Here is a 22,576-nt window from a genome sequence, read left to right on the forward strand (position 1 = left end):
CGGCGCCAAGGAAGGCATCGGCCTGCTGATCTCGACCGCGCAGGGCGCGTTCAACGCCAGCGGCGTGTTCGCGGCCATGATCGTGCTGGCGGTGGTCGCACTGGCGGCGGACTTCCTGCTGAGTTCGCTGGAGAAGCGGCTCCTGAAGTGGCGGCCCGCGGCGTTCTGACGGGCTGCGCTTCCCCTCCCCTTCCTTGAAAGAGAGCTGGGCCGCGATGGGCTGAAGCCGCAGCCCCGCTCTCTTTCAAGGAAGGGGAGGGGAAGCGCAGCCCGTCAGAACGCCGCGGGCCGCCACTTCAGGAGCCGCTTCTCCAGCGAACTCAGCAGGAAGTCCGCCGCCAGTGCGACCACCGCCAGCACGATCATGGCCGCGAACACGCCGCTGGCGTTGAACGCGCCCTGCGCGGTCGAGATCAGCAGGCCGATGCCTTCCTTGGCGCCGAGGAACTCGCCCACCACCGCACCCACCAGCGCGAAGCCGAAGCTCACGTGCAGGCTGGCCAGGATCCACGACATGGCCGAGGGGATGACCACGTACCAGGTCAGCTGGCGCGGCGAGGCGCCCAGGATCTGCGCGTTGGCGATCATGTACTTGTCGGCTTCGCGCACGCCCTGGAAGGCATTGCCGAAGACCACGAAGAACACCATCACCACCGCCAGCGCCACCTTCGAGGCCATGCCCAGGCCCAGCGCGATCACGAAGATCGAGCCCAGCACCACGCGCGGGATCGAATTGGCGATCTGGATGTAGAGGCTGAACACGTCCGACAGCAGCTTGTTGCGGCCCAGCAGGATGCCGCAGACGACGCCGGCGACCGAGCCGATCAGGAAGCCGATCACGGTCTCTTCCAGCGTGACCGCCACCTGCATCCACAGCGAGCCCTGCGAGGTGCCGTCGCGCATCCACTCCACCAGCTGGTCGTAGATCAGCGTGGGCTGCGAATAGAAGAAGGGATCGATCCACTTGAGGCGGGCGGCCAGCTCCCAGCCGCCGAGCACCACCACCAGCACGATCAGCCGCAGCGTGATGATCATGCGGCGGCGCGCGCGGATGGCGGCCTGCGCGATCTCGGATTCGCGCGCCAGCGCGGCGTCGCTCAGCGAGGAGGGCAGCGCGCCGGTCTTGGGGGCGGTCGAAGGGTTCATGGCGGGGGTTGTCGTCGTCGTGTTCATTGAATCACCACCTCTTCACGCAGGTCGTCCCAGATGTGCTTGGACAGTTCGATGAACTGCTTGTCGTAGCGCACCTCGGACATCACGCGGGGGCGCGGCAGGTCGATCTCGTAGATGCGCTTGAGCGTGCCGGGGCGTGCCGACAGCACGAACACGCGGTCGGCCAGCGCGATGGCTTCCTCGAGGTCGTGGGTGATGAACAGCACGCTGCCGCCATTGCCCGACCACAGCTGCAGCAGCTCGTCCTGCATCAGCGTGCGGGTCTGCATGTCGAGCGCCGAGAAGGGCTCGTCCATCAGCAGGATCTCGGGGTCGTTGATGAAGGTTTGCGCCAGCGCCACGCGCTTGCGCATGCCGCCCGACAGCTGGTGCGGGTAATGCTTGCCGAACTTCGACAGGCCCACGCGGTGGATCCACTCCTGCGTGAGTTCCATGGCTTCCTTCTTGGGCTTGCCGCGGAACATCGGGCCGGCGGCCACGTTGTCTTCCACGCTGCGCCACGGGAACACCGCGTCGGCCTGGAACACGAAGCCGATGCGCGGGTCCACGCCGTTCACCGGCTGGCCCATCACCTTCACTTCGCCCACGGTGGGCTTGAGCAGGCCGGTGATCATGTTGAGCGTGGTCGACTTGCCGCAGCCTGTCGGGCCGACGATGGCGACGAACTCGCCGCGCGCCACCGACATGCTGAAGTTGCGCAGCGCCACGGTGGCGTTGCCGTCCTGCGAGATGAAGCGCAGCGAGACGTCGTCGAAGTCGATCGCCGAGGTCACCGCGGTGCCCTGGCCGGTGGGGGTTCCGTTGCGCATGGTCACTTGGCCGCCGTTGCCGCTGCCGCCAGGTAGGCGTTGCTGTAGGTCTTGGACAGGTCGATGTTCTTGCTCTTGACCAGCGGCTTGTACGTGGCCAGCACCTTCAGCACGGTCTCGGGGCCGCCGGCGGGCATCTTCGCGTCGGTGGTGAACATCGACAGCGAGGCCTTGAGGGCCGTGACGTACAGGTCCTTGTCGTTGCCGTAGTAGTCGCGCGGCACCTTCTCGGCGATCTCCTCGGCGCTGTGCGTGTGGATGTACGCCATGGTGCGGGCGAAGGCATGGGCCAGCTTGGTGGCCTCGGCCTTGTGCGACTCGGCCCAGCTGTTCTGCACGTAGAGGCTGGCCGCCGGGTACAGGCCGCCCAGCGCCTTGACGGTGTCGGGCTCGGTGCGCAGGTCGACCAGCACCTGGGCGTCGCCGGTCTTGAGCATCTGCGAGACCGTGGGTTCGGTGGTCATGCCGACCTGGATGCGGTCCTGCTTCATCGCGGCGATGAAGGTGTTGCCCGCGCCCACGGGCAGCAGCGAGTATTCCTTGGAAGCCACGCCGGCGCGGTCGGCCAGGTAGCGCGTGAGGAAGTCGGTCGACGAGCCCAGGCCGGTCACGCCCAGCGTCTTGCCGCCCTTGGCATCGGCCATCGACTTGAAGCCCGCGGCCGCGGCCTTGGTCGACACCAGTTCGACTTCGCCCGGCACCTTGCAGAACACCGCGATGGCCTGGATCTCCTTGCCCTTGCTCTGCAGGTCGATGGTGTGGTCATAGAAGCCCACCACGCCCTGCACCGCACCGGCGATCAGCTGGTTCTCGGCGTCGACGCCGGCCGGCTGCGATTGCAGCTCGACGTTCAGGCCTTCGTCCTTGAAATAGCCCAGCGCCTCGGTGAGCTTGGCCGGCAGGTAGATGATCTTGTTGATGCCGCCCACCATGATGGTGATCGGCGCCTCGGCGGCCTGCGCGAGCGGCGCGGCGACGGCGAAGGCGGTGCACAGGGCGGCAGCCAGCAGGGTGCGGCGGGAAGCGGACATGGTGTGTTGTCTCCGGAAAAGGTTGAGCGACGAGGCCAGTCTAGGAATCGGCATCCTTCGGCCAGCTTTCGGCGGGCTGCGTGATTTCTCATGGTTATCCCTAGGCCGGGACGACATCGGCGATGCTTCCTAGAATCCACCGCCACCACCCCGACCCCCATGAAGCTGCTGCTGATCGAAGACAACCCGCAACTCGCGCACTGGCTCTCCAGCCTGCTGCGGGCGCAGGACTTCGTGGTCGACCATGTGGAAGACGGCGACGCCGCCGACCGGCTGCTGCTGCAGGCGGCCTACGACGTGGTGCTGCTCGACCTCAACATCCCGCAGCTCTCGGGCAAGGGCGTGCTGCGCCGCCTGCGCGAGCGCGGCGACACGGTGCCGGTGATCATCCTCACGGCCACCGCCTCGCTCGACCAGAAGGTGCTGTGCCTGGAGATCGGCGCCGACGACTACCTGGTCAAGCCCTTCGAGATCCGCGAGCTGGTGGCGCGCATCAAGGTGCTGGTGCGCCGGCAGATGCCGGGCAAGGCCAACGACATCGCCTGCGGCGACCTGCGCTACGACCTGCGCACGCGCCAGTTCACGCTGGCCGGCGAAGAGCTCTCGCTGCCGCCGCGCGAGCGCACCCTGCTCGAGACGCTGGTGCTCAAGGCCGGCAGCACGGTGTCCAAGCAGGCGCTGATCGACGCCATCTTCGGCCTCGACGACGAGCCCAGCGCCGACGCGGTCGACATCTACATCCACCGGCTGCGCAAGAAGCTCGAGGCCAGCCAGGCGACCATCATCACGCTGCGCGGCGTGGGCTATCTGCTGCGCACGCGGCAGGAAGACTAGCGGGCCGCCGGATGAAACGCGCCAGCCTGCGCCTGCGCCTGGCCCTCTGGCTGCTGTTGCCCCTGTCGGTCTTCGTCGCGATCTGCGGCTGGCTCAGCTGGCGCAACGCGGCCGAGGTGGCCGACTACGTGCAGGACCACGACCTGCTGTCTTCGGCCAAGGTGCTGTCGGACCGGCTGATCTGGGAGGGCGACGACGTGCAGGCCAGCGTGCCGCCCTCGGCGCTGAGCCTGTTCGTCTCGCCCGAGCGCGACCGCGTGTTCCTCAGCGTGACCGGCGCCAACGGCGAGGTGCTGGCCGGTTCGGCCGACTTCCCGCTGCCCGCGGTGCGCAAGCCCGAAGGCATCGACCGCGCGCAGTGGTACGACACGCAGTTCGGCGGCCTGCCGCTGCGCGCCGTGGTCACCACGCGCGCGATGTACGAGGCCGGCGGCGCGCGCGACATCACCATCGCCGTGGGCAAGACCGAAGGCAGCCGCAACCACATGCTGCGCACCCTGTGGTGGCCGACGATGGAATACCTGCTGATCGCACTGGCGCTGGCCATCGCGCTGGCGGTGGCGGCGCTGACGCTGGAGCTGCGGCCGATCGTGCGGCTGAGCCAGCAGCTCGCCGAGCGAAACGCGCGCGATCCGCTGCACCTCGACCTGGTGGTGGACCCGGCCGCGCTGCACAGCGAGCTGCGACCCGTGGCCGACACCCTCAACCGTTTCGTCGCGCAGCTGAAGGCGCATTCCGAGGCGCAGCGCCGCTTCATCGCCGATGCGGCGCACCAGCTGCGCACCCCGCTGGCCATGCAGGCCTCGCAGATCGAGTTCGCGCGCTACACGCGCCAGCACCGCGGCGAATGGGACACGCGCCGGGCCGACATGGATGCGATGTGGCAGGAGATGCAGACCAGCAACCGCCGGCTGGTCGACGTGACCAACAAGCTGCTGCTGCTGGCCCAGGCCGAGCACGGCGACGCGCACACGGGCTTCGAGCGGGTCGACCTGAGCGCAGTCGCGCTGCGCTGCGTGGAGCAGCTGGCCGCGCTGGCCGACCGGCGCGGCATCGACCTGGGCCTTGAAGCCGCGCAGCCGGCCTTCGTGATGGCGCAGCCGGCGATGCTCGATGCGCTGGTGAGCAACCTGCTCGACAACGCGCTGCGCTACACGCAGCAGGGCGGCCGGGTGACGGTGGGTGTGCGGGAGGGGCAGGGGCGGGCCCGGCTGACGGTCGAGGACAACGGCCCGGGCATTGCGCCCGAGGCACGGGAGCGGGTGTTCGAGCGCTTCTACCGCGTGGCCCAGGACAGCGAGGGCACGGGCCTGGGGCTGGCCATCGTGCGCGAGATCGCGCGGGCCTTCGATGCGGACGTGGACCTGTCGGCCAACCCGCGCGAGGCGAGCGGGCTGCTGGTCACGGTGCGCTTTCCGCCGGTCGCGCCGGTCGCGCCGGCGGAAAACGCGTAGGCCTTACTTCAGGCCGGCGGCCGCGCGCAGGGCCGCGGCCTGGTTGGTGGATTCCCAGGTGAATTCGGGCTCTTCGCGGCCGAAGTGGCCGTAGGCGGCGGTCTTCTGGTAGATCGGGCGCAGCAGGTCGAGCATCTGGATGATGCCCTTGGGGCGCAGGTCGAAGTGTTCGCGCACCAGGGCGGCGATCTGCTCGTCGGGGATCAGGCCGGTGCCTTCGGTGTAGACCGTGATGTTCATCGGCTCGGCCACGCCGATCGCGTAGGCGACCTGGATCTGGCACTGGCGCGCGATGCCCGCGGCCACGATGTTCTTGGCCACGTAGCGCGCAGCGTAGGCGGCCGAGCGGTCGACCTTGGACGGGTCCTTGCCCGAGAACGCGCCGCCGCCGTGCGGGCAGGCGCCGCCGTAGGTGTCGACGATGATCTTGCGGCCCGTGAGGCCGCAGTCGCCCTGCGGACCGCCGATGACGAAACGGCCGGTGGGGTTGATCAGGTAGCGCGTGTTCTGCAGCCATTCCTTGGGCAGCACCGGCTTGATGATCTCCTCGATGATGGCTTCGTTGAACGAGGCCTTCATCTTGGTCGAGGTTTCGCTCTGGTCGGGGTGGTGCTGGGTCGAGAGCACCACGGTGTCGATGCTGTGCGGCTTGCCGTCGACATAACGCATCGTGACCTGGCTCTTGGCGTCGGGGCGCAGGAAGGGCAGGCGGCCGTCCTTGCGCAGCTGGGCCTGGCGCTCGACCAGGCGGTGCGCGTAGTAGATCGGCGCGGGCATCAGCTCGGGCGTCTCGTCGCAGGCGTAGCCGAACATCAGGCCCTGGTCGCCGGCGCCGGTGTTCAGGTGGTCGTCGGACGCGTGGTCCACGCCCTGGGCGATGTCGTTGGACTGCTTGTCGTAGCAGACCATCACCGCGCAGCCCTTGTAGTCGATGCCGTACTCGGTGTTGTCGTAGCCGATGCGCTTGATGGTGTCGCGCGCGACCTGGATGTAGTCGACGTGGGCGTTGGTCGTGATCTCGCCCGCGAGCACCACCAGGCCGGTGTTGGTCAGCGTCTCGGCGGCCACGCGGCTGCGCGGGTCCTGCTCGAAGATCGCGTCGAGGATGGCATCCGAGATCTGGTCGGCGACCTTGTCGGGGTGGCCCTCGGAAACGGACTCGGAAGTGAAGAGGAAATCGTTCGCCATTGATAAAACTCCGTCTGGTCAGTTGGCGCGTTGCCAGCTGGGGAGCTTCGGCGAACGCTTTAGCAGAATGCCGGATCGGCACGGGCACAATCGCCTGGCGCTTGTGCATGTCGCCCTGCAAGTAGTTCCATAACTCAGCGACAATTTGGATTCTATGCGAGCCGCGTTTTGCTTGCGTGAGCCTCACTTCTCACCCTTCTTCCGACTCGATGATTCCTCTGTTCCGCCTGCTCGCCCATGTGCCGCTGCCCTGGATGCACCGGCTGGGCGCATGCTTCGGCTGGCTGGTCTGGTGGGCCGCCCCCGACTACCGGCGCCGCTTCCGGGCCAACGCCGAAGCGGCCGGTTTCACGCCTGCCCAGTACCGCCCCGCCGTCGGCGCGGCCGGCGCCATGGCGGCCGAGCTGCCCTGGCTCTGGGCCCGGCCGCAGGGCGCGAGCGTGCTGCCGCGCATCGCGCGCTGGGACGGCGCCGAAGCCTTCGAGGCCGCGCTGGCCGAGCGCAAGGGCCTGATCCTGATCACGCCCCACATCGGCAGCTGGGAGCTTTGCGGCCAGGCGATCGCCGAGCGCTTCGTGGCCGCGCACGGCCCGCTCACGGCCCTGTTTCGGCCGCCGCGCAAGGCCTGGATGGCCGAACTGATGAAGGGCTCGCGCGACCGCGCCGGCCTGCAGACCCTGCCCACCAGCGTGGCCGGCGTGCGTGGCCTGATGCGCACGCTGCGCAACGGCGGCTACACCGGCATCCTGCCCGACCAGGTGCCGCCGCTGGGGCAGGGCGTCTGGGCGCCCTTCCTGGGCCGGCCGGCCTACACCATGACCCTGCTGCCGCGCCTGGCGCAGCAGACCGGCGCGCACGTGTTCCTCTGCGTCTGCGAACGGCTGCCCCGGGGCGGGCGTTTCGTGATCCGCTTCGAGCCCTTCGACGGCACCGCGGTCAGCGACCCGGCCGCCACGCCCGAGGCCGCCGCCGCGGCGATGAACCAGGGTATCGAGCGCCTGATCCGCCGACTGCCGGGCCAGTACGTCTGGGACTACGCGCGCTTCAAGCAGCCCAAGGGCGAGCCGGCGCAGAAGGCGGCGACATGAGCGCCGCGCCGGGCCGCCCCAAGCAAGCTCGCACCGCAGTGCGCAGCACGAAGGTTTTGGAATGAGCCTCTCGTCCCGATTGGGCATCGGCTTCATGCGCACGCTGGCGCGCCTGCCCTTGCCGCTGGTGCGTGGCTTCGGCAAGGTGCTGGGCCGCGTGTTGTACGTGGTCGCGGTGTCGCGCCGCCATGTGGTGCAGACCAACCTCGCGCTGTGCCTGCCGCAGAAATCCAAGGCCGAGCGCGACGCCATCGCCCGCGAGACCTTCGTCTTCGTGGCCCAGTCCTGGCTCGACCGCAGCTGGCTCTGGCATGCGCCCGAGGCCGTGGTGGCGAGCCGGCTGCGGGTGGTCGGTTCGGCGGCCGAGATCGACGAGATCGCGCACGGCAGCGCGCCGATGATCCTGTTCGCGCCGCACTTCTACGGCCTCGACGCGGCGGCCACGGCCCTCACCATGCACACGGCGCGGCCCTCGACCACCATCTACACCACGCAGCGCGATCCGCTGGTCGACGCCTGGATCCGCGAAGGGCGGCAGCGCTTCGGCAATGTGATCACGCTCAACCGCACCGAGGGCATCAAGCCGATCGTCGCGGGCCTGCGCAAGAACGGCCTGCTCTACCTGTTGCCGGACATGGACTTCGGCCGCGAGCAGTCGGTGTTCGTGCCCTTCTACGGCGTGCCCGCCGCCACCTTGCCTTCGCTCTCGCGCTTCGCGCGGCTGGGCAAGGCCAAGGTGGTGCCGGTGGTGTCGCGGCTCACGGCCACGGGCTACGACATCGAGGTGCTGCCGGCCTGGCAGAACTTCCCGAGCGAGGACGCGGTGGCCGACACGGCGCTGATGAACACCCGGTTGCAGGGCTACATCGACGCGATGCCTTCGCAGTACTACTGGGTACACCGGCGCTTCAAAACGCGCCCCGAAGGCGCGCCACCCGTGTACTGACGCGGCGCCTTCAGGTGCCGCGCTGGAAGGCTTCGATCTCGGCCGCCACGCGCTGCGGCTGCTCGTGCACGATCCAGTGCGTCGCGCCCGGCACCTTCACCAGCTTGAGCTGGGGCACGTAGTCTTCCAGTCCGTCGAGCAGGCCGGGCAGCAGCGCGCTGTCGTCGAGCGCCCAGAGCACCAGCGTGGGCGCCTCGATGGTCAGGCGTTCGCGCGGCAGCTGCGGGATGGGTGGCGCGTCCTGGCCCGGCATGGCCGGCTTGAGCGGCGTCACGGCGTAGAGATTGCAGGCGCCGCGCAGCCCCGCATCCCAGAGCGCGCGGTACTGGTCCTTCACGCTGTCGGTGAGCCAGCCGAAGCCGTCGCTGCCCGCGCCCATGAGCGTGAAGAAGGGCCACATGCGGCGGTAGTCGTCGGCCGCCAGCAGCGCGGGCGCATCGGGGCGCGCCAGGAAGTTCATGTAGGCGCTGGCCTGCTGCTGCACCGGGTTGTCGCGCAGCTCGCGCGCGAAGGTGCCGGGGTGCGGCGAGTTGACGATCACCAGCCGCCGGACCTGCGCCGGAAAGGCGTTGGCGAAGCCCCAGCCGAAGGCGCCGCCCCAGTCGTGCGCGACCAGCGTGTCGATCACGCCGTCGGCGCTTTCGGTGGCGGCCAGCTGGCGCACGTCCTGCACCAGCAGGTGCGGGCGGTAGTCCTCGACGGCCGGCGGCGCGCTCGACTGCTCGAAGCCGCGCAGGTTGGGCGCGACGCAGCGGTAGCCGCCGTGTTCGGCTTGCGAGAAGTGCTCGAGCAGTGCGTCCCAGATGAACGCGCCCTCGGGAAACCCATGGAGGAACAGCATCAAGGGCCGGCCCGGTGTGCCGCTGGCGCGGCAGCTGAGCGTGATGCCGTTGGGCAGGGTGCGCTGGAAGGTTTCGATCATCGCCATGTCTCCTCGTTCGTTTCGGGTTCCTTCCAGGGACACCGCGGAACCGGCTTTGCCGGGCCGCGGGTGTCGCCCCCGGAAGGGGGAAGGCGAAGCGACACGCAGTGCGCGAGTCCTCGGGGGAGAGCCTAGTTCTCGGGGTGAGCCCAGCGCCAGAGCAGTTCGGCGGCTTCGTCGACGCCTTGCTTCTTCAGCGCCGAGAACAGTTTGACCTCGCCGCCGCCGGCCTGCAGTCGCACGATCGACAGCGCCTTCGCACCCTCGGCGCGGGTCAGCTTGTCGGACTTGGTCAGCAGCACCAGGAACTTGAGGCCGGCCTCGACGCGCGGGCGGATCACGTCGAGCAGGATCTCGTCGAGTTCGGTCAGGCCGTGGCGCGGGTCGCACATCAGCACCACGCCGCGCAGGTTCTCGCGCGTCATGAGGTAGTTGCCCATCACGCGCTGCCAGCGCAGCTTGGCCTCGCGCGGCACCGCGGCATAGCCGTAGCCGGGCAGGTCGGCCAGCACGGCGTCGTCGACCTTCTGCTTGCCCACGCCGAACAGGTTGATGTGCTGGGTGCGGCCCGGGGTCTTCGAGGCGAAGGCCAGCCGGTGCTGCTGCGTCAGGGTGTTGATCGCGGTGGATTTGCCCGCGTTGGAGCGGCCGACGAAGGCGATTTCAGGCAGATCGAAGGCGGGCAGATGCTCGAGCTGGGGTGCACTGGTGAGGAAATGGGCGGTGTGCATCCAGCCCATGGCCGTGCGGATCCGGTCGGGTGCAGGCGCCGCGGTGGGCGTAGCGGGAGCCGGTGAAGGCGCGGGGGTGGTCATAGGAAGCCTTGGTAACGGAGCACCATTGTAGAATCGCGGGGTTTTGCGCCAATAAATCGAGCCCCCCGATATGAAGTTGTTTGCCCATTTCCTGCTTGCAGCCCTCATGGGCGCCGCCACCAGCGCTGCTTTTGCAGCCGACGAGCCTGCGGCTGCACCCGCCGCGGCCGCCAAGCCGGCCAAGCCCGACCCGGCCAAGGGCGACACGATCTTCAATGCGACACCGGCCAACAGCCAGAGCTGCGCTTCGTGCCACAACGCAGACGGCAACTCGGCCATCGCGGCCAACCCCAAGCTGGCGCAGCAGCATCCCGAATACATCCTCAAGCAGCTGCAGGAATTCAAGTCCGGCAAGCGCAAGAGCGCGATCATGAAGCCCTACGCTTCGGCCCTGTCGGATGAAGACATGCGCAACATCGCCTGGTTCGTCGGCTCGAAAACCGTCAAGCCCGGCTTCGCCAAGGAAAAGGACCTGGTCGCGCTGGGCGAGAAGATCTACCGCGGCGGCATCGCCGACCGCATGATCCCGGCCTGCGCCAGCTGCCACAGCCCCACCGGTGCCGGCCTGCCCGCGCAGTACCCGCGCCTCGGCGGCCAGCACGCCGACTACACCTCGGCCCAGCTGGTGGCCTTCCGTGACGGCGTGCGCGCCAACAGCGGCCCCATGACCGGTGTGGCCGCCAAGCTCAACGACCGTGAAATCAAGGCGGTGTCGGACTACATTGCCGGCTTGAGGTAAGCCCGCACTGTCTTCACGACCAGACCCTGGCAAGGGGCCGGTCGTGATGAACTAACCGCCAATAACAAATCCAACAAGGCGGGCCGATCCAGCAGGATGGCCCGCCTTTTTGCTTTTTTCTCCAGCCAGCGTTTCCGAAGAAGTTTTTCTTTTCATGTCAGTCTCCACCCACGGCCTCCGCGTCCGTCGCGGCCCGCAAGCGGTCCGCGCGACGGTGGAGCTGTTCTCGTCGATGCGCTTCGCGATCGCGCTCCTCACGGTCATCTGCATCGCCTCGATCATCGGCACCGTGCTCAAGCAGCACGAGCCCCTGGGCAACTACATCAACCAGTTCGGCCCCTTCTGGGCCGCGCTGTTCCGCGCCGCCCGCCTCGACGCCATCTACAGCGCCTGGTGGTTCCTGCTGATCCTGCTGTTCCTGGTGATCAGCACCACGCTGTGCATCGCGCGCAACACGCCGCACATCCTGCGCGACCTCAAGAACTACAAGGAAGACCTGCGCGTCCAGGGCCTGCGAGCCTTCGGCCAGCGCGCCGCGACCACGCTGGGCGACGTGCCCGAGGCGGCCGCGCAGCGCATCGGCACCTTGCTCACGGGCGGTGGCTGGAAGGTCAAGCTGCAGCACCGCGAAGGCGCGGGCTGGATGGTGGCGGCACGCGCCGGCGGCGCCCACAAGCTGGGCTACATCGCGGCGCACGGTGCGATCGTGCTGATCTGCATCGGCGGCCTGCTCGACGGCGACCTGGTGGTGCGCGCCCAGACCTGGTTCAACGGCAAGAGCGTGTTCACCGGCGGCGGCATGATCGCCGACGTGGCGCCCGAGCACCGGCTGTCGCCCTCGAACCCGACCTTCCGCGGCAACATCCTGGTGCCCGAGGGCGGCCGCTCCAGCGTGGCGATCCTGAACCAGGCCGACGGCGTGCTGCTGCAGGACCTGCCCTTCTCGATCGAGCTCAAGAAGTTCATCGTCGACTACTACTCCACCGGCATGCCCAAGCTGTTCGCCAGCGAGGTGGTGCTGCACGACCGCGAGACCGGCGAGCAGGTGCCCGCGCGCATCGAGGTGAACCACCCGGCCAGCTACAAGGGCGTGGAGATCTACCAGTCCAGCTTCGACGACGGTGGCTCGACGGTGAAGGTCAAGGCGGTGCCGATGTCGGCCGCGGCCAAGCCCTTCGAGCTCGAAGGCACGATCGGCAGCAGCTCGGAGATCACCAACGGCAGCGACAAGCTCACGCTCGAGTACGTGGCGCTGCGCGTGATCAACGTCGAGAACTTCGCCGACGAGGCCGGCGGCGCCATGACCAGCGGTGCCGACGTGCGCAAGGTCGACCTGCAGCACAGCCTGGAGTCGCGCCTGGGCGCGGCCAACAAGGTCAACAAGCCCAAGGTGCTGCGCAACATCGGCCCGAGCATCGGCTACAAGCTGCGCGACGCCGCGGGCCAGGCCCGCGAGTACCAGAACTACATGGTGCCGGTCGACACCGGCGACGGCCAGCCGGTGTTCCTGCTGGGCATGCGCGAGAAGCCCGAAGACCCGTTCCGCTACCTGCGCGTGCCGGCCGACGAGAATGGCTCGATGGATGGCTTCCAGCGCATGCGTGCCGCACTCGACGACGAGTCGATGCGCGCCCGCGCGGTGGAGCGCTACATCGCGCGCGCCACCGACCCGGCGCGCCCCGAGCTGGCCGAGCAGCTGCGGGCCTCGGCCACGCGCGCGCTGGCGCTGTTCGCCGGCACCGAGCGGGTGAAGGCCGACGCCACCAGCAAGGGCGGCTGGCAGGCGATCGCCGAGTTCATGGAATTCAACGTGCCCGAGGCCGAGCGCCCGCGCGCCGGCGCGGTGCTGGTGCGCATCCTCAACGAGGTGCTGTTCGAGGTGCTCAACCTGAGCCGCGAATCGGCGGGCCAGGCCGCGCTGCCGGGCGACGACAAGTCGCAGGCCTTCCTCACGCAGGCGGTGCTGGCGCTGAGCGACGCCCACTTCTACCCGGCGCCGGTCGCGATGATGATGACCGATTTCAAGCAGGTGCAGGCCAGCGTGTTCCAGGTGGCCCGGGCCCCGGGCAAGAGCATCGTCTACCTGGGCTGCCTGTTCCTGATCGTCGGCATCTTCGCCATGCTCTACGTGCGCGAGCGCCGCCTCTGGGTGTGGCTGGCGCCGGCCGAGGCCGGCGGCAGCAGCGCGACCATGGCCTTCTCGGTCAATCGCCGCACCATCGACAGCGACCGCGAATTCGACAATCTCAAAGACAAGCTGCTCGCCCTCCAGAAAGAACCGGCGCCATGACCACCACGACACTGACCCTCAACGACGGCTGGCTCGCCCGCCGCAACCTCCTGGACTGGGTGTTCGCGGCCATCGTCGCGGCCGGCGCACTGTTCGCCTTCTCGCGCTACGCAGGCTCGATGGACATCTACGAGAAGGCCATCCTCGTGGCCACCGTGCCGGCCATGGTCTGGCTGGGCTGGTTCTGGCGCCCGCTGCAGCTGCTGGCGGTCGGGGTCGCGGCCGCCACGGTGCTGGCCATCACCTCCTACCAGGGCGACCTGGCGCGGGCCGACACGGTGTTCTGGCTCAAGTACTTCCTGTCGAGCCAGTCGGCCATCCTCTGGATGAGCGTGCTGTTCTTCATGAGCACCGTCTTCTACTGGCTGGGCCTGTTCGGCGGCAAGCAGGGCGATGCGATGGAGCTGATCGGCTCGCGCGTGGCCTGGGCCGCGATCACGATGGCGCTGATCGGCACCATGGTGCGCTGGTACGAAAGCCACCAGCTGGGCCCGGACATCGGCCACATCCCGGTGAGCAACCTCTACGAGGTCTTCGTGCTGTTCAGCTGGCTCACCGCGGCCTTCTACCTGTACTTCGAATCGATCTACCGCACCCGTGCCATGGGCGCCTTCGTGATGCTGGTGGTGAGCGCCGCGGTCGGCTTCCTGCTCTGGTACACGCTGGTGCGCGAGGCGCACGAGATCCAGCCGCTGGTGCCGGCGCTGCAGAGCTGGTGGATGAAGCTGCACGTGCCCGCCAACTTCATCGGCTACGGCACCTTCGCGCTCGCGGCCATGGTGGCCTTCGCCTACCTGATCAAGGAGCAGGCCGAGGAGAAGCGCTGGTACAAGCTCACGCCGATCTGGCTGCTGGGCGTGGCGCTGTGCTTCGTGCCCGTGGCCTTCCGCCAGCGGGTGCAGGAGGCCGGCGGCAGCTACTGGGTGGTCTACGCGGCCATCTCGGCGCTGATCGCGGCCGGCATCCTGCTGGGCCGCAAGCGCATTGCGGCGCGCCTGCCGGCCAACGACGTGCTCGACGACGTGATGTACAAGTCGATCACGGTCGGCTTCGCCTTCTTCACCATCGCCACCGTGCTGGGCGCCCTGTGGGCCGCCGACGCCTGGGGCGGCTACTGGAGCTGGGACCCGAAGGAGACCTGGGCGCTGATCGTCTGGCTCAACTACGCGGCCTGGCTGCACATGCGGTTGGTCAAGGGCCTGCGCGGCACCGTGGCCGCCTGGTGGGCGCTCGGCGGCCTGGCCGTGACCACTTTCGCCTTCCTGGGCGTGAACATGTTCCTCAGCGGATTGCACAGTTACGGCACGCTCTGAAACCGAACGCGCGGCCAGCGCGTAACCTTTCGGTGCCCCGCAACGAAGTTGAGGGTGAGATCCACCTGCCATCGAAAGGCGCGCCATGCTGATTCGTTCCCGTGACAACGGCTTCATCCACCCGGCCTCCAGCGAGATCACCTCGCGCAGCGCCTACGAAGGCCGGCGCGACCTGCTCAAGCTGATGGCCGGCGGCGCCGCTGGCGCGGCGCTCGCAGGCTGGGCCGCGCGCGACGCGATGGCGCAGACCGTGGCGCCGGGCAAGCTGGCGGCGCTCAAGGGTGGCAAGTCGGCGGTGCCGGGGGCGCAGTCGATGGAGAAGCTCACCGACTACAAGGACGCGTCGAGCTACAACAACTTCTACGAGTTCGGCACCGACAAGGGCGACCCGGTGAAGAACGCCGGCACGCTCAAGACCCGCCCCTGGACCGTCGAGATCGAGGGCCTGGTGAAGAAGCCGGGCAAGTACGGCATCGAGGACCTGATCAAGCTCAGCGCGCAGGAAGAGCGCATCTACCGCCTGCGCTGCGTCGAGGGCTGGTCGATGGTCATCCCCTGGGTCGGCTACTCGCTGGCCGAGCTGATCAAGAAGGTCGAGCCGCAGAGCAATGCCAAGTACGTCGAGTTCGTGACCCTGGCCGATCCCAAGACCATGCCCTTCGTGGGCTCGCGGGTGCTCGACTGGCCCTATGCCGAGGGCCTGCGCATGGACGAGGCCATGCATCCGCTGACGCTGCTGACCTTCGGCATGTACGGCGAGGTGCTGCCCAACCAGAACGGCGCGCCGGTGCGCCTGGTGGTGCCTTGGAAGTACGGTTTCAAGTCGGCCAAGTCGATCGTCAAGATCCGCTTCGTCGAGAAGGAGCCGAGCACGGCCTGGAACAAGTCGGCCGCCAACGAGTACGGCTTCTATTCCAACGTGAACCCCAACGTCGACCATCCGCGCTGGAGCCAGGCCACCGAGCGCCGCATCGGCGACGGCGGCGGCCTGTTCGCCAAGCGGCGCAAGACCGAGATGTTCAACGGCTACGAAGCCCAGGTCGGCCAGCTCTACGCCGGGATGGACCTGAAGAAGTTCTACTGACGCCGGGCGGCCCGCGATGAACAAGCTGTTGCTGCACCAGGCGGCCAAGCCGCTGGTCTTCCTGCTGTGCCTGCTGCCTTTCGCCTGGCTGGTGTTCGGGGCCGTCACCGACGGCCTGGGCGCGAACCCGGCCGAGTACCTGATCCGCTCGACCGGCGACTGGACGCTGCGCTTCCTGTGCATCGTGCTGGCGGTGACGCCGCTGCGCGTGAGCCTCAAGCTCACCGGCCTGGCGCGCTACCGGCGCATGCTGGGACTGTTCGCGTACTTTTACGTGGCCGTGCATTTGCTGAGCTACAGCTGGTTCGACATGGGCTTCGAGCTGGGCGACATCGCGCGCGACATCGCCAAGCGGCCCTTCATCCTGGTGGGTTTCGCGGCCTTCGTGCTGCTGACGCCGCTGGCCGCGACCTCCTTCAACCGCGCGATCAAGGCGCTGGGCGCGAAGCGCTGGCAGCGGCTGCACAAGCTGGTCTATTTGATCGCCGGCCTGGGCCTGCTGCACTTCTTCTGGATGCGCGCCGGCAAGAACAACTTCGCCGAAGTGTTCGTCTACGCGGGCATCGTGGCCGCGCTGCTGGCCTGGCGGGTCTGGCACTTCGTGCGCCAGAAGCAGAAGCAGAAGCAGAAGCCGGCAGCGGCCCGCGCGCCGGCCGTGGCGCGCGTGCAGCCGACCAAGTCCTAAGTCAGTTCGTTGCGCAACTGGTCCTCGACGCTCTCGCGCCGGCGGATCAGCGTGGCGCGGTTGCCCGCCACCAGCACCTCGGCGGCCCGGCCGCGGGTGTTGTAGTTGCTGGCCATCGACATGCAGTAGGCGCCCGCCGAGAGCACCGCCAGCAGGTCGCCCTGGGCCACGTTCAGTTCGCGGTCGCGGCCGATCCAGTCGCCGCTCTCGCAGACCGGGCCGACCACGTCGTAGGTCGTGGCTCCGGCGGCGTCGCGCGCGGCCAGTGGCACGATCCGATGGAAGGCCTGGTACATGGCCGGGCGCGGCAGGTCGTTCATGGCCGCGTCGACGATGCAGAAGTTCTTGTCCTCGCCGGGCTTGGTGTAGAGCACCTCGGTCACGCAGACGCCGGCATTGCCCACCAGCGAGCGGCCCGGTTCCACCACCAGCTTGCGCTGGCCGAAGCCGCGCGCGTCGAGCCGGGCCAGCAACTGCTTCCACAGCGCGTCCGCGGCCGGCGGCGTGTCGTGGTTGTAGTCGATGCCCAGGCCGCCGCCGAAGTCCAGGTGGTGCAGCGGGATGCCCGCTTCCTCGATCAGCACCACCAGGTCGAGCACGCGCTCGAGCGCGTCGAGGTAGGGCGAAGCTTCGGTGATCTGCGAGCCGATGTGGCAGTCGATGCCCACCACCTCGAGGCCTGGCAGCGATGCTGCATGGCGGTAGGTGGCCAGCGCGCGGTCGTGCGCCACGCCGAACTTGTTGCCCTTGAGCCCGGTCGAGATGTAGGGGTGGGTCTTCGGGTCGACGTTGGGATTGATGCGGATGCTGATGCGGGCGCGCCGGCCTGCTTCTTCCAGCGCCACGGCGTTGAGCACCTCGAGCTCGGCCTCGCTCTCGACGTTGAAGCAGGCGATGCCCGCGGCCAGCGCCTGGCGCATCTCGGCGCGGGTCTTGCCCACGCCCGAGAAGATCACCTTGGCCGGGTCGGCGCCCGCGGCCAGCACGCGTGCCAGCTCGCCGCCCGACACGATGTCGAAGCCGCAGCCGGCCTCGGCGAAGACGCGCAGCACGCCCAGCGAGGAGTTGGCCTTCATCGCGTAGCAGATCAGGGCGTCGCGGCCCTCGAAGCCGCGCTGGTAGGCGGCCAGCGCGTCCAGCATCCATTGCTTCGAGTAGACGAACAGCGGCGTGCCGTGTTCGCGGGCCAGCGCTGCCAGCGGCAGGGCCTCGACGTGCAGCGCGCCGTCGCGCTGGGCGATGTGCGGGTGGCCGGGGAGGGCGGGCGAGGGGCTCATCGCGGGGCTCCGGTGGGGACGCTGGCGGCAGGCGCGGGCGCCGGTGCTGGTGCCGCGCCGGCATCGGCCGCGGCGGGCTTGCCGATCGACGGCGTGAGCACTTCGGGCAGCGTGGCGCGCTGGGCAGCGGCCGGATCGGTGGGCAGGTAGAGCGGGCCCTTGAGCCCGCAGCCGGACAAGCCGACCCCGAGCGCACAGAGGCCAATGGCGCTCACTAGAATTTGGCGGACGTTCAACATGGTGAAATTGTAATGACCGACCCCGAGTACATGGATCGTGCGGAAGCCGCACTGGCTGCGATCGAGCAGTCCTGCGACCGCATCAACGACGCCACCGAGGCCGACATCGACAACCAGCGCGTAGGCGGCATGATCACGCTGACCTTTCCGAACCGCAGCCAGCTGATCATCAACCTGCAGAAGCCGCTGCACGAAATCTGGCTGGCGGCGCGCTCCGGCGGCTACCACTACCGCCACGACGGCACGGCCTGGGTCGACACCAAGACCGGCGAGGAGTTCTTCGGCAACCTGTCGCGCGAAGCCACGCTGCAGGCGGGACAGCCCTTGCTGTTCACCGCCTGAGCCCGCGCCTCAGTTCCTGAACAGGTCGAGGATGCGGTTGCGCTCCTCGGGCGCCGGCGGGGCGCCGATCGGTGCGTTGCCGCTGACCTCGGACGAACCCGATCCGCCGCCATCCACGCCCAGGCTGGACACGCCACGGCCCGGGCCGTAGTCGTCGTAGTACCACTCGCCGCCGACGTTGACCACGCCGGCCGGCGCCGTGAGTTCGGCCACGGGCACGCCCTTGAGCGCGGTTTCCATGAAGCTGATCCAGATCGGCAGGCTCAGGCCGCCGCCGGTCTCGCGGTCGCCCAGCTTGCGCGGCGTGTCGTAGCCCATCCACGCGACCGCGGTCATGGTCGGCTGGAAGCCGGCGAACCAGGCGTCGAGCGAGTCGTTGGTGGTGCCGGTCTTGCCGTAGATGTCGGTCCGCTTGAGCGTGGCCTGGGCCCGTGCGGCGGTGCCGCCGCTGGCCACCGACTGCAGCAGGCTGTCCATGATGAAGGCGTTGCGCTGCGGGATCGCGCGCATGGTCTCGTTGAGCATCGGCGGCTGCGTCTCGACCAGCACCCGGTCCTTGTGGTCGGTGACGCGTGTGATCAGGTAGGGATTGACGCGGTAGCCGCCGTTGGCGAAGACCGAGTAGGCGGTCGCCATCTGCATCGGCGTGACCGAGCCGGCGCCCAGCGCCATCGGCAGGTAGGCCGGGTGCTTCTCACGCTCGAAGCCGAAGTTGCCGATCCATTCCTGGCCGTAGCGCGTGCCGATCGACTGCAGGATTCGGATCGACACCATGTTCTTGGACTTCATGAGCGCGCGCCGCATCGACATCGGGCCCTCGAAGCCGCCGTCGTAGTTCTTCGGCTCCCAGGGCTGGCCGCCGGTGGTGCCGGCGTCGAAGAACAGCGGGGCGTCGTTGATCACGGTCGAGGGCGAGAAGCCCTTTTCCAGCGCGGCCGAGTAGATGAAGGGCTTGAAGCTCGAGCCCGGCTGGCGCCAGGCCTGGGTCACGTGGTTGAACTTGTTCTTGCCGAAATCGAAGCCGCCGACCATGGCCTTGACCGCGCCGTCGCGCGGGTCCATGGCGACGAAGGCGCCCTCGACCTCGGGCAGCTGGGTGATCTCGAAGGTGTTCTTGGGCGTGCGCGCGACCCGGATCACGGCGCCGCGGCGGACCTTGATGTTGGGCGGCGCCTTGTCGGACAGGCCCGACTGCGCGGGCTTCAAGCCGTCGCCGGTGATCTGCAGCACGTCGCCGTTGGCGCGCACCGCGGTGATCTCCTTGGGGCTGGCCTTGAGCACCACGGCCGCCATGACGTCGCCGTTGTCGGGGTGTTCGGCCAGCGCGTCGTCGACGGCCTCGTCGAGTTCCTTGGGGTCGGTCGGCAGGTCGATGAACTTCTCGGGGCCGCGGTAGATCTGGCGCCGCTCGTAATCCATGATGCCCTTGCGCAGCGCCTTGTACGCCGCCGCCTGGTCGGCCGCCACCAGCGAGGTGTAGACCTTGAGGCCGCGGGTGTAAGTGCTGTCGCCGTACTGGCTGTACATCAGCTGGCGCACGGTTTCGGCCACGTACTCGGCATGCAGCCGGTTCGGATCGGCGGCGTCGCGCAGGTGCAGTTCTTCCTTCTTGGCCTCGGTGGCCTGCTCGGCGGTGATGAAGCCGGCGTCGCGCATGCGGTCGATCACGTACAGCTGGCGGCCACGGGCGCGGGTCGGGTTGTTGACCGGGTTGTTGGCACCCGGGGCCTTGGGCAGGCCGGCCAGCATCGCGGCCTGGGCAATCGAGATGTCCTGCAGCGGCTTGCCGAAATAGGCTTCGGAGGCGGCGGCGAAGCCGTAGGCGCGGTTGCCCAGGTAGATCTGGTTCAGGTAGATCTCGAAGATCTGGTCCTTGCTCAGCAGGTGCTCGAGCTTGAAGGTCAGCAGCACCTCGTAGATTTTGCGGGTGAGCGTCTTCTCGGAGCTCAGGTAGACGTTGCGCGCCACCTGCATGGTGATGGTCGAGGCGCCCTGGCTCTTGACCCGGTTCATGTTGGCCAGGCCGGCCCGCACCAGGCCCTTGTAGTCCACGCCGCCGTGGTCATAGAAGCGGGCGTCCTCGGCGGCCAGCACCGCGTCCTTCATGACCTTGGGGATGGTGGCGATGGGCGTGAGGTTGCGCCGTTCCTCGCCGAACTCGCCGATCAGCGTGCCTTCGGACGAGAACACCCGCAGCGGCAGCTTGGGCCGGTAGTCGGCCAGTTCGGAGATGTCGGGCAGGTTGGGGTAGGCAACCGCCAGCGCAACGGCGATCACGCAGGCCAGCGACACGGCGCCGGCGAGCACGATGCCGCCGCTCCAGAACAGCAGGCGCAGCAGCCACTTCAGCCAGAAAGGCCGGGTCGAGGCGGGCTTGGCGCGCTTCTCGGGGCGGGGAGATTGGGGCATGGAGGAGGGCGGAGTCACCACGCATTATAAAAAATGGCCCGGAAAAGGGGCGTCAGCAAAGGTCTCGGACGGCCAAATACCGGGGTGTCGTCACGTAAGTTGCAGAAGGCTACGTGGGCGTCAACTTTTGACAACGCTCCCGCGGATCCTCGGCGGGGCGCCTTGGTAGTGCCCACTTCTTGCTGCTAGCATGCAACCATACGTAAATATTTCCAATCGTTACAAACGGATGGGATCGAACTTGACTGCACTGGGATCGTTGTTTCGCCGTCAGCCCGCGCCGTTGGTCGGGTTGGATGTTAGTTCGTCCAGCGTCAAGCTGGTCGAGCTGGGCCGTGACGCGAGCGGCAAGCTGGTGCTCGAGCGATGCGCGATCGAGCCGCTGGAACGGGGCTGGATCAGCGACGGCAACGTCGAGAAGTTCGACGAGGTGGCCGAGGCCGTGCGCCGCGTGGTGCGCAAGAGCGGCACCCGCACCCGCAACGTCGCGCTGGCGCTGCCGCCGTCGGCCGTGATCACCAAGAAGATCGTGCTGCCCGGCGGCATGAGCGAGCAGGAACTCGAGTTGCAGGTCGAGTCCGAAGCCAACCAGTACATTCCCTTTTCCCTCGACGAAGTGAGCCTGGACTTCTGCGTGGTCGGCCGCAGTGCCGGCGCGGCCGAGGACGTCGAGGTGCTGATCGCCGCCTCGCGCAAGGAAAAGGTGCAGGACCGCCAGGGCCTGGCCGAGGCGGCCGGGCTCAAGGCCGTGATCCTCGACGTGGAGTCCTATGCCTCGCGGCTCGCGACCTCGCGGCTGATCGAGCAGTTGCCGGGCCAGGGCCGCGACGCGGTCGTCGCGCTGTTCGAGGTCGGGGCCTTCACCACCAGCATGCAGGTGCTGCGCAACCAGGAGGTGCTGTACGACCGCGACCAGGCCTTCGGCGGCGCCCAGCTGACCCAGTTGATCGTGCGCCAGTACGGCTTTTCGGCCGAAGAGGCCGAAAGCAAGAAGCGCAGCGGCGACCTGCCCGAGGACTACGGCTCGGGCGTGCTCAAGCCCTTCGTGGCCAGCATCGCGCAGGAAATCGCGCGCGCGCTCCAGTTCTTCTTCACCAGCACGCCGCACAACCGCGTCGACTACGTGCTGCTCGCCGGCGGCTCGGCCGCGCTGCCGGGCCTGACCAGTGCCGTGACCCGCCAGACTTCCTTCGCCTGCACGCTGGTCAACCCCTTCGACGGCATGGAACTCGGCTCGGGCATCCGGGAAAAGAAGGTGCGCCGCGAGGCGCCTTCCTACCTGACGTCCTGTGGCCTGGCGATGCGGAGGTTTCTGCAGTGATCCTGATCAACCTGTTGCCGCACCGCGAAGCGGCCCGCAAGCGCCGCCGCGAGAGCTTCTATGTGACCCTGGGCGCGGCGGCCCTGCTCGGCGGCCTGATCGCGGGCGCGGCCTATGTCTGGTACCAGGCGCAGATATCGACCCAGCAATCGAAGAACAGCTACCTGCAGGCCGAGATCAAGAAGCTCGAGTCCGAGATCAAGGAGATCTCGACGCTGCAGGCCGAGATCACGGCGCTCAAGGCGCGCCAGCAGGCCGTCGAGGACCTGCAGGGCGACCGCAACATGCCGGTGCACCTGCTCAACGAACTGGTGCGGCAATTGCCCGACGGCGTGTACCTGGCCAGCATGAAGCAGACCGACCGCACGGTCACGCTGCAGGGCATGGCGCAGTCGAACGAGCGGGTGTCCGAATTGCTGCGCAACCTGGGCAACGGCAGTCCCTGGCTGGTCAAGCCCGAACTGGTCGAGATCACGGCCGGCACCGTGACCCTGAACCCGCGCGACCAGCGCCGCGTGGCGAACTTCACCATGCGCATTGGCCTCAAGCGTCCGACCGATGTGGCGAAGCCGGCGGCCGGCGCGGCCGCGGCGGCGGTCAAGGGTTAAGCGGGGTCC

Annotated in this window: 21 protein-coding genes and 1 pseudogene; 13 read left to right on the forward strand and 9 right to left on the reverse strand. The window is 68.3% G+C overall.

The features are described 5' to 3' along the window. A pseudogene (locus tag A9977_RS11290) lies at window positions 1-169 on the forward strand (ABC transporter permease); the annotation flags it as partial. Window positions 170-273: 104 nt separating this feature from the next. Here the strand turns inward: A9977_RS11290 and A9977_RS11295 are convergent. Genes A9977_RS11295 through A9977_RS11305 form a run of 3 tightly spaced genes read right to left on the reverse strand, consistent with a single transcriptional unit; the run spans window position 274 to window position 3,013 of the window. Continuing rightward, complete coding sequence (locus A9977_RS11295) at window positions 274-1,146, reverse strand: ABC transporter permease (RefSeq protein WP_183024942.1); 873 nt, start codon at window positions 1,144-1,146, stop codon at window positions 274-276. A gap of 23 nt (window positions 1,147-1,169) precedes the next feature. Continuing rightward, window positions 1,170-1,982, reverse strand: coding sequence for an ABC transporter ATP-binding protein (locus A9977_RS11300; protein WP_183024943.1), 813 nt, complete (start codon window positions 1,980-1,982; stop codon window positions 1,170-1,172). Window positions 1,983-1,984: 2 nt separating this feature from the next. Continuing rightward, entirely contained in the window at window positions 1,985-3,013 is a 1,029-nt protein-coding gene (locus A9977_RS11305) for an ABC transporter substrate-binding protein (protein ID WP_183024944.1), read from the reverse strand. A gap of 159 nt (window positions 3,014-3,172) precedes the next feature. Between A9977_RS11305 and A9977_RS11310 the strand changes: the two genes are divergently transcribed. After that, window positions 3,173-3,847: a response regulator transcription factor gene (locus A9977_RS11310; protein WP_183024945.1), complete on the forward strand. Its 675-nt coding sequence runs from the start codon at window positions 3,173-3,175 to the stop codon at window positions 3,845-3,847. 11 nt (window positions 3,848-3,858) lie between these two features. Then, window positions 3,859-5,301, forward strand: a complete 1,443-nt coding sequence (locus A9977_RS11315) for a sensor histidine kinase (protein WP_183024946.1) — start codon at window positions 3,859-3,861, stop codon at window positions 5,299-5,301. A 3-nt stretch (window positions 5,302-5,304) separates the two neighbouring features. On the opposite strand, the gene metK is transcribed toward A9977_RS11315, so the two are convergent. Further along, window positions 5,305-6,489, reverse strand: a complete 1,185-nt coding sequence (gene metK / locus A9977_RS11320) for a methionine adenosyltransferase (RefSeq protein ID WP_183024947.1) — start codon at window positions 6,487-6,489, stop codon at window positions 5,305-5,307. Between the two features lie 209 nt (window positions 6,490-6,698). Between metK and A9977_RS11325 the strand changes: the two genes are divergently transcribed. Together A9977_RS11325 and A9977_RS11330 are read left to right on the forward strand one after the other, a co-directional pair. Further along, the gene (locus tag A9977_RS11325) at window positions 6,699-7,577 is read left to right on the forward strand and encodes a lysophospholipid acyltransferase family protein (protein ID WP_183024948.1); all 879 of its coding nucleotides are present in this window, start codon (window positions 6,699-6,701) and stop codon (window positions 7,575-7,577) included. A 61-nt stretch (window positions 7,578-7,638) separates the two neighbouring features. Beyond that, on the forward strand, window positions 7,639-8,523 hold the full coding sequence (locus tag A9977_RS11330; RefSeq protein ID WP_183024949.1) for a lysophospholipid acyltransferase family protein: 885 nt from the start codon (window positions 7,639-7,641) through the stop codon (window positions 8,521-8,523). Window positions 8,524-8,533: 10 nt separating this feature from the next. On the opposite strand, the gene A9977_RS11335 is transcribed toward A9977_RS11330, so the two are convergent. Next, complete coding sequence (locus A9977_RS11335) at window positions 8,534-9,445, reverse strand: alpha/beta fold hydrolase (protein ID WP_183024950.1); 912 nt, start codon at window positions 9,443-9,445, stop codon at window positions 8,534-8,536. Window positions 9,446-9,576: 131 nt separating this feature from the next. Then, entirely contained in the window at window positions 9,577-10,260 is a 684-nt protein-coding gene (gene yihA, locus A9977_RS11340) for a ribosome biogenesis GTP-binding protein YihA/YsxC (protein ID WP_183024951.1), read from the reverse strand. Window positions 10,261-10,330: 70 nt separating this feature from the next. Between yihA and A9977_RS11345 the strand changes: the two genes are divergently transcribed. The 5 genes from A9977_RS11345 to A9977_RS11365 all read left to right on the forward strand — a co-directional run bounded on the left by A9977_RS11345 (window position 10,331) and on the right by A9977_RS11365 (window position 16,371). Beyond that, a complete protein-coding gene (locus tag A9977_RS11345) occupies window positions 10,331-10,999 on the forward strand; it encodes a cytochrome c (protein WP_183024952.1) in 669 nt (222 codons plus the stop codon). A 154-nt stretch (window positions 11,000-11,153) separates the two neighbouring features. After that, window positions 11,154-13,289, forward strand: coding sequence for a cytochrome c biogenesis protein ResB (locus tag A9977_RS11350; RefSeq protein WP_183024953.1), 2,136 nt, complete (start codon window positions 11,154-11,156; stop codon window positions 13,287-13,289). Further along, window positions 13,286-14,602, forward strand: a complete 1,317-nt coding sequence (gene ccsB, locus A9977_RS11355) for a c-type cytochrome biogenesis protein CcsB (protein ID WP_183024954.1) — start codon at window positions 13,286-13,288, stop codon at window positions 14,600-14,602. Before A9977_RS11350 ends, ccsB begins: the two co-directional genes overlap by 4 nt. Window positions 14,603-14,687: 85 nt before the next feature. After that, window positions 14,688-15,686: a protein-methionine-sulfoxide reductase catalytic subunit MsrP gene (gene msrP / locus A9977_RS11360; RefSeq protein WP_183024955.1), complete on the forward strand. Its 999-nt coding sequence runs from the start codon at window positions 14,688-14,690 to the stop codon at window positions 15,684-15,686. 16 nt (window positions 15,687-15,702) lie between these two features. Beyond that, entirely contained in the window at window positions 15,703-16,371 is a 669-nt protein-coding gene (locus tag A9977_RS11365; RefSeq protein ID WP_183024956.1) for a sulfite oxidase heme-binding subunit YedZ, read from the forward strand. Here the strand turns inward: A9977_RS11365 and lysA are convergent. Both lysA and A9977_RS11375 read right to left on the reverse strand, forming a co-directional pair. Then, window positions 16,368-17,648, reverse strand: coding sequence for a diaminopimelate decarboxylase (gene lysA, locus A9977_RS11370; RefSeq protein ID WP_183024957.1), 1,281 nt, complete (start codon window positions 17,646-17,648; stop codon window positions 16,368-16,370). The genes A9977_RS11365 and lysA overlap by 4 nt on opposite strands. Continuing rightward, window positions 17,645-17,863: an LPS translocon maturation chaperone LptM gene (locus A9977_RS11375; protein ID WP_405054684.1), complete on the reverse strand. Its 219-nt coding sequence runs from the start codon at window positions 17,861-17,863 to the stop codon at window positions 17,645-17,647. Before A9977_RS11375 ends, lysA begins: the two co-directional genes overlap by 4 nt. Before the next feature lie 36 nt (window positions 17,864-17,899). Here A9977_RS11375 and cyaY point away from each other — a divergent pair, with 36 nt between their 5' ends. Then, window positions 17,900-18,229, forward strand: coding sequence for an iron donor protein CyaY (gene cyaY, locus A9977_RS11380; protein ID WP_183024959.1), 330 nt, complete (start codon window positions 17,900-17,902; stop codon window positions 18,227-18,229). A gap of 9 nt (window positions 18,230-18,238) precedes the next feature. Here the strand turns inward: cyaY and A9977_RS11385 are convergent, their stop codons facing one another. Continuing rightward, the gene (locus tag A9977_RS11385; protein WP_183024960.1) at window positions 18,239-20,638 is read right to left on the reverse strand and encodes a penicillin-binding protein 1A; all 2,400 of its coding nucleotides are present in this window, start codon (window positions 20,636-20,638) and stop codon (window positions 18,239-18,241) included. A 241-nt stretch (window positions 20,639-20,879) separates the two neighbouring features. On the opposite strand from A9977_RS11385, the gene A9977_RS11390 reads away from it, so the two are divergent. Together A9977_RS11390 and A9977_RS11395 are read left to right on the forward strand one after the other, a co-directional pair. After that, complete coding sequence (locus tag A9977_RS11390; protein ID WP_183024961.1) at window positions 20,880-21,959, forward strand: pilus assembly protein PilM; 1,080 nt, start codon at window positions 20,880-20,882, stop codon at window positions 21,957-21,959. Then, window positions 21,956-22,567, forward strand: coding sequence for a PilN domain-containing protein (locus tag A9977_RS11395; protein ID WP_183024962.1), 612 nt, complete (start codon window positions 21,956-21,958; stop codon window positions 22,565-22,567). The genes A9977_RS11390 and A9977_RS11395 overlap by 4 nt, the downstream gene beginning before the upstream one ends. Window positions 22,568-22,576: the final 9 nt, after the last annotated feature.

Source organism: Variovorax sp. UMC13 (assembly GCF_014170375.1).
Lineage (GTDB): Bacteria > Pseudomonadota > Gammaproteobacteria > Burkholderiales > Burkholderiaceae_C > Variovorax.

Coding starts and splice junctions, on each gene's coding strand:
- A9977_RS11295 (WP_183024942.1), bottom strand. CDS start 1,146: ATGAACCCTTCGACCGCCCCCAAGACCGGCGCGCTGCCCTCCTCGCTG.
- A9977_RS11300 (WP_183024943.1), bottom strand. CDS start 1,982: ATGCGCAACGGAACCCCCACCGGCCAGGGCACCGCGGTGACCTCGGCG.
- A9977_RS11305 (WP_183024944.1), bottom strand. CDS start 3,013: ATGTCCGCTTCCCGCCGCACCCTGCTGGCTGCCGCCCTGTGCACCGCC.
- A9977_RS11310 (WP_183024945.1), top strand. CDS start 3,173: ATGAAGCTGCTGCTGATCGAAGACAACCCGCAACTCGCGCACTGGCTC.
- A9977_RS11315 (WP_183024946.1), top strand. CDS start 3,859: ATGAAACGCGCCAGCCTGCGCCTGCGCCTGGCCCTCTGGCTGCTGTTG.
- metK (WP_183024947.1), bottom strand. CDS start 6,489: ATGGCGAACGATTTCCTCTTCACTTCCGAGTCCGTTTCCGAGGGCCAC.
- A9977_RS11325 (WP_183024948.1), top strand. CDS start 6,699: ATGATTCCTCTGTTCCGCCTGCTCGCCCATGTGCCGCTGCCCTGGATG.
- A9977_RS11330 (WP_183024949.1), top strand. CDS start 7,639: ATGAGCCTCTCGTCCCGATTGGGCATCGGCTTCATGCGCACGCTGGCG.
- A9977_RS11335 (WP_183024950.1), bottom strand. CDS start 9,445: ATGATCGAAACCTTCCAGCGCACCCTGCCCAACGGCATCACGCTCAGC.
- yihA (WP_183024951.1), bottom strand. CDS start 10,260: ATGACCACCCCCGCGCCTTCACCGGCTCCCGCTACGCCCACCGCGGCG.
- A9977_RS11345 (WP_183024952.1), top strand. CDS start 10,331: ATGAAGTTGTTTGCCCATTTCCTGCTTGCAGCCCTCATGGGCGCCGCC.
- A9977_RS11350 (WP_183024953.1), top strand. CDS start 11,154: ATGTCAGTCTCCACCCACGGCCTCCGCGTCCGTCGCGGCCCGCAAGCG.
- ccsB (WP_183024954.1), top strand. CDS start 13,286: ATGACCACCACGACACTGACCCTCAACGACGGCTGGCTCGCCCGCCGC.
- msrP (WP_183024955.1), top strand. CDS start 14,688: ATGCTGATTCGTTCCCGTGACAACGGCTTCATCCACCCGGCCTCCAGC.
- A9977_RS11365 (WP_183024956.1), top strand. CDS start 15,703: ATGAACAAGCTGTTGCTGCACCAGGCGGCCAAGCCGCTGGTCTTCCTG.
- lysA (WP_183024957.1), bottom strand. CDS start 17,648: ATGAGCCCCTCGCCCGCCCTCCCCGGCCACCCGCACATCGCCCAGCGC.
- cyaY (WP_183024959.1), top strand. CDS start 17,900: ATGACCGACCCCGAGTACATGGATCGTGCGGAAGCCGCACTGGCTGCG.
- A9977_RS11385 (WP_183024960.1), bottom strand. CDS start 20,638: ATGCCCCAATCTCCCCGCCCCGAGAAGCGCGCCAAGCCCGCCTCGACC.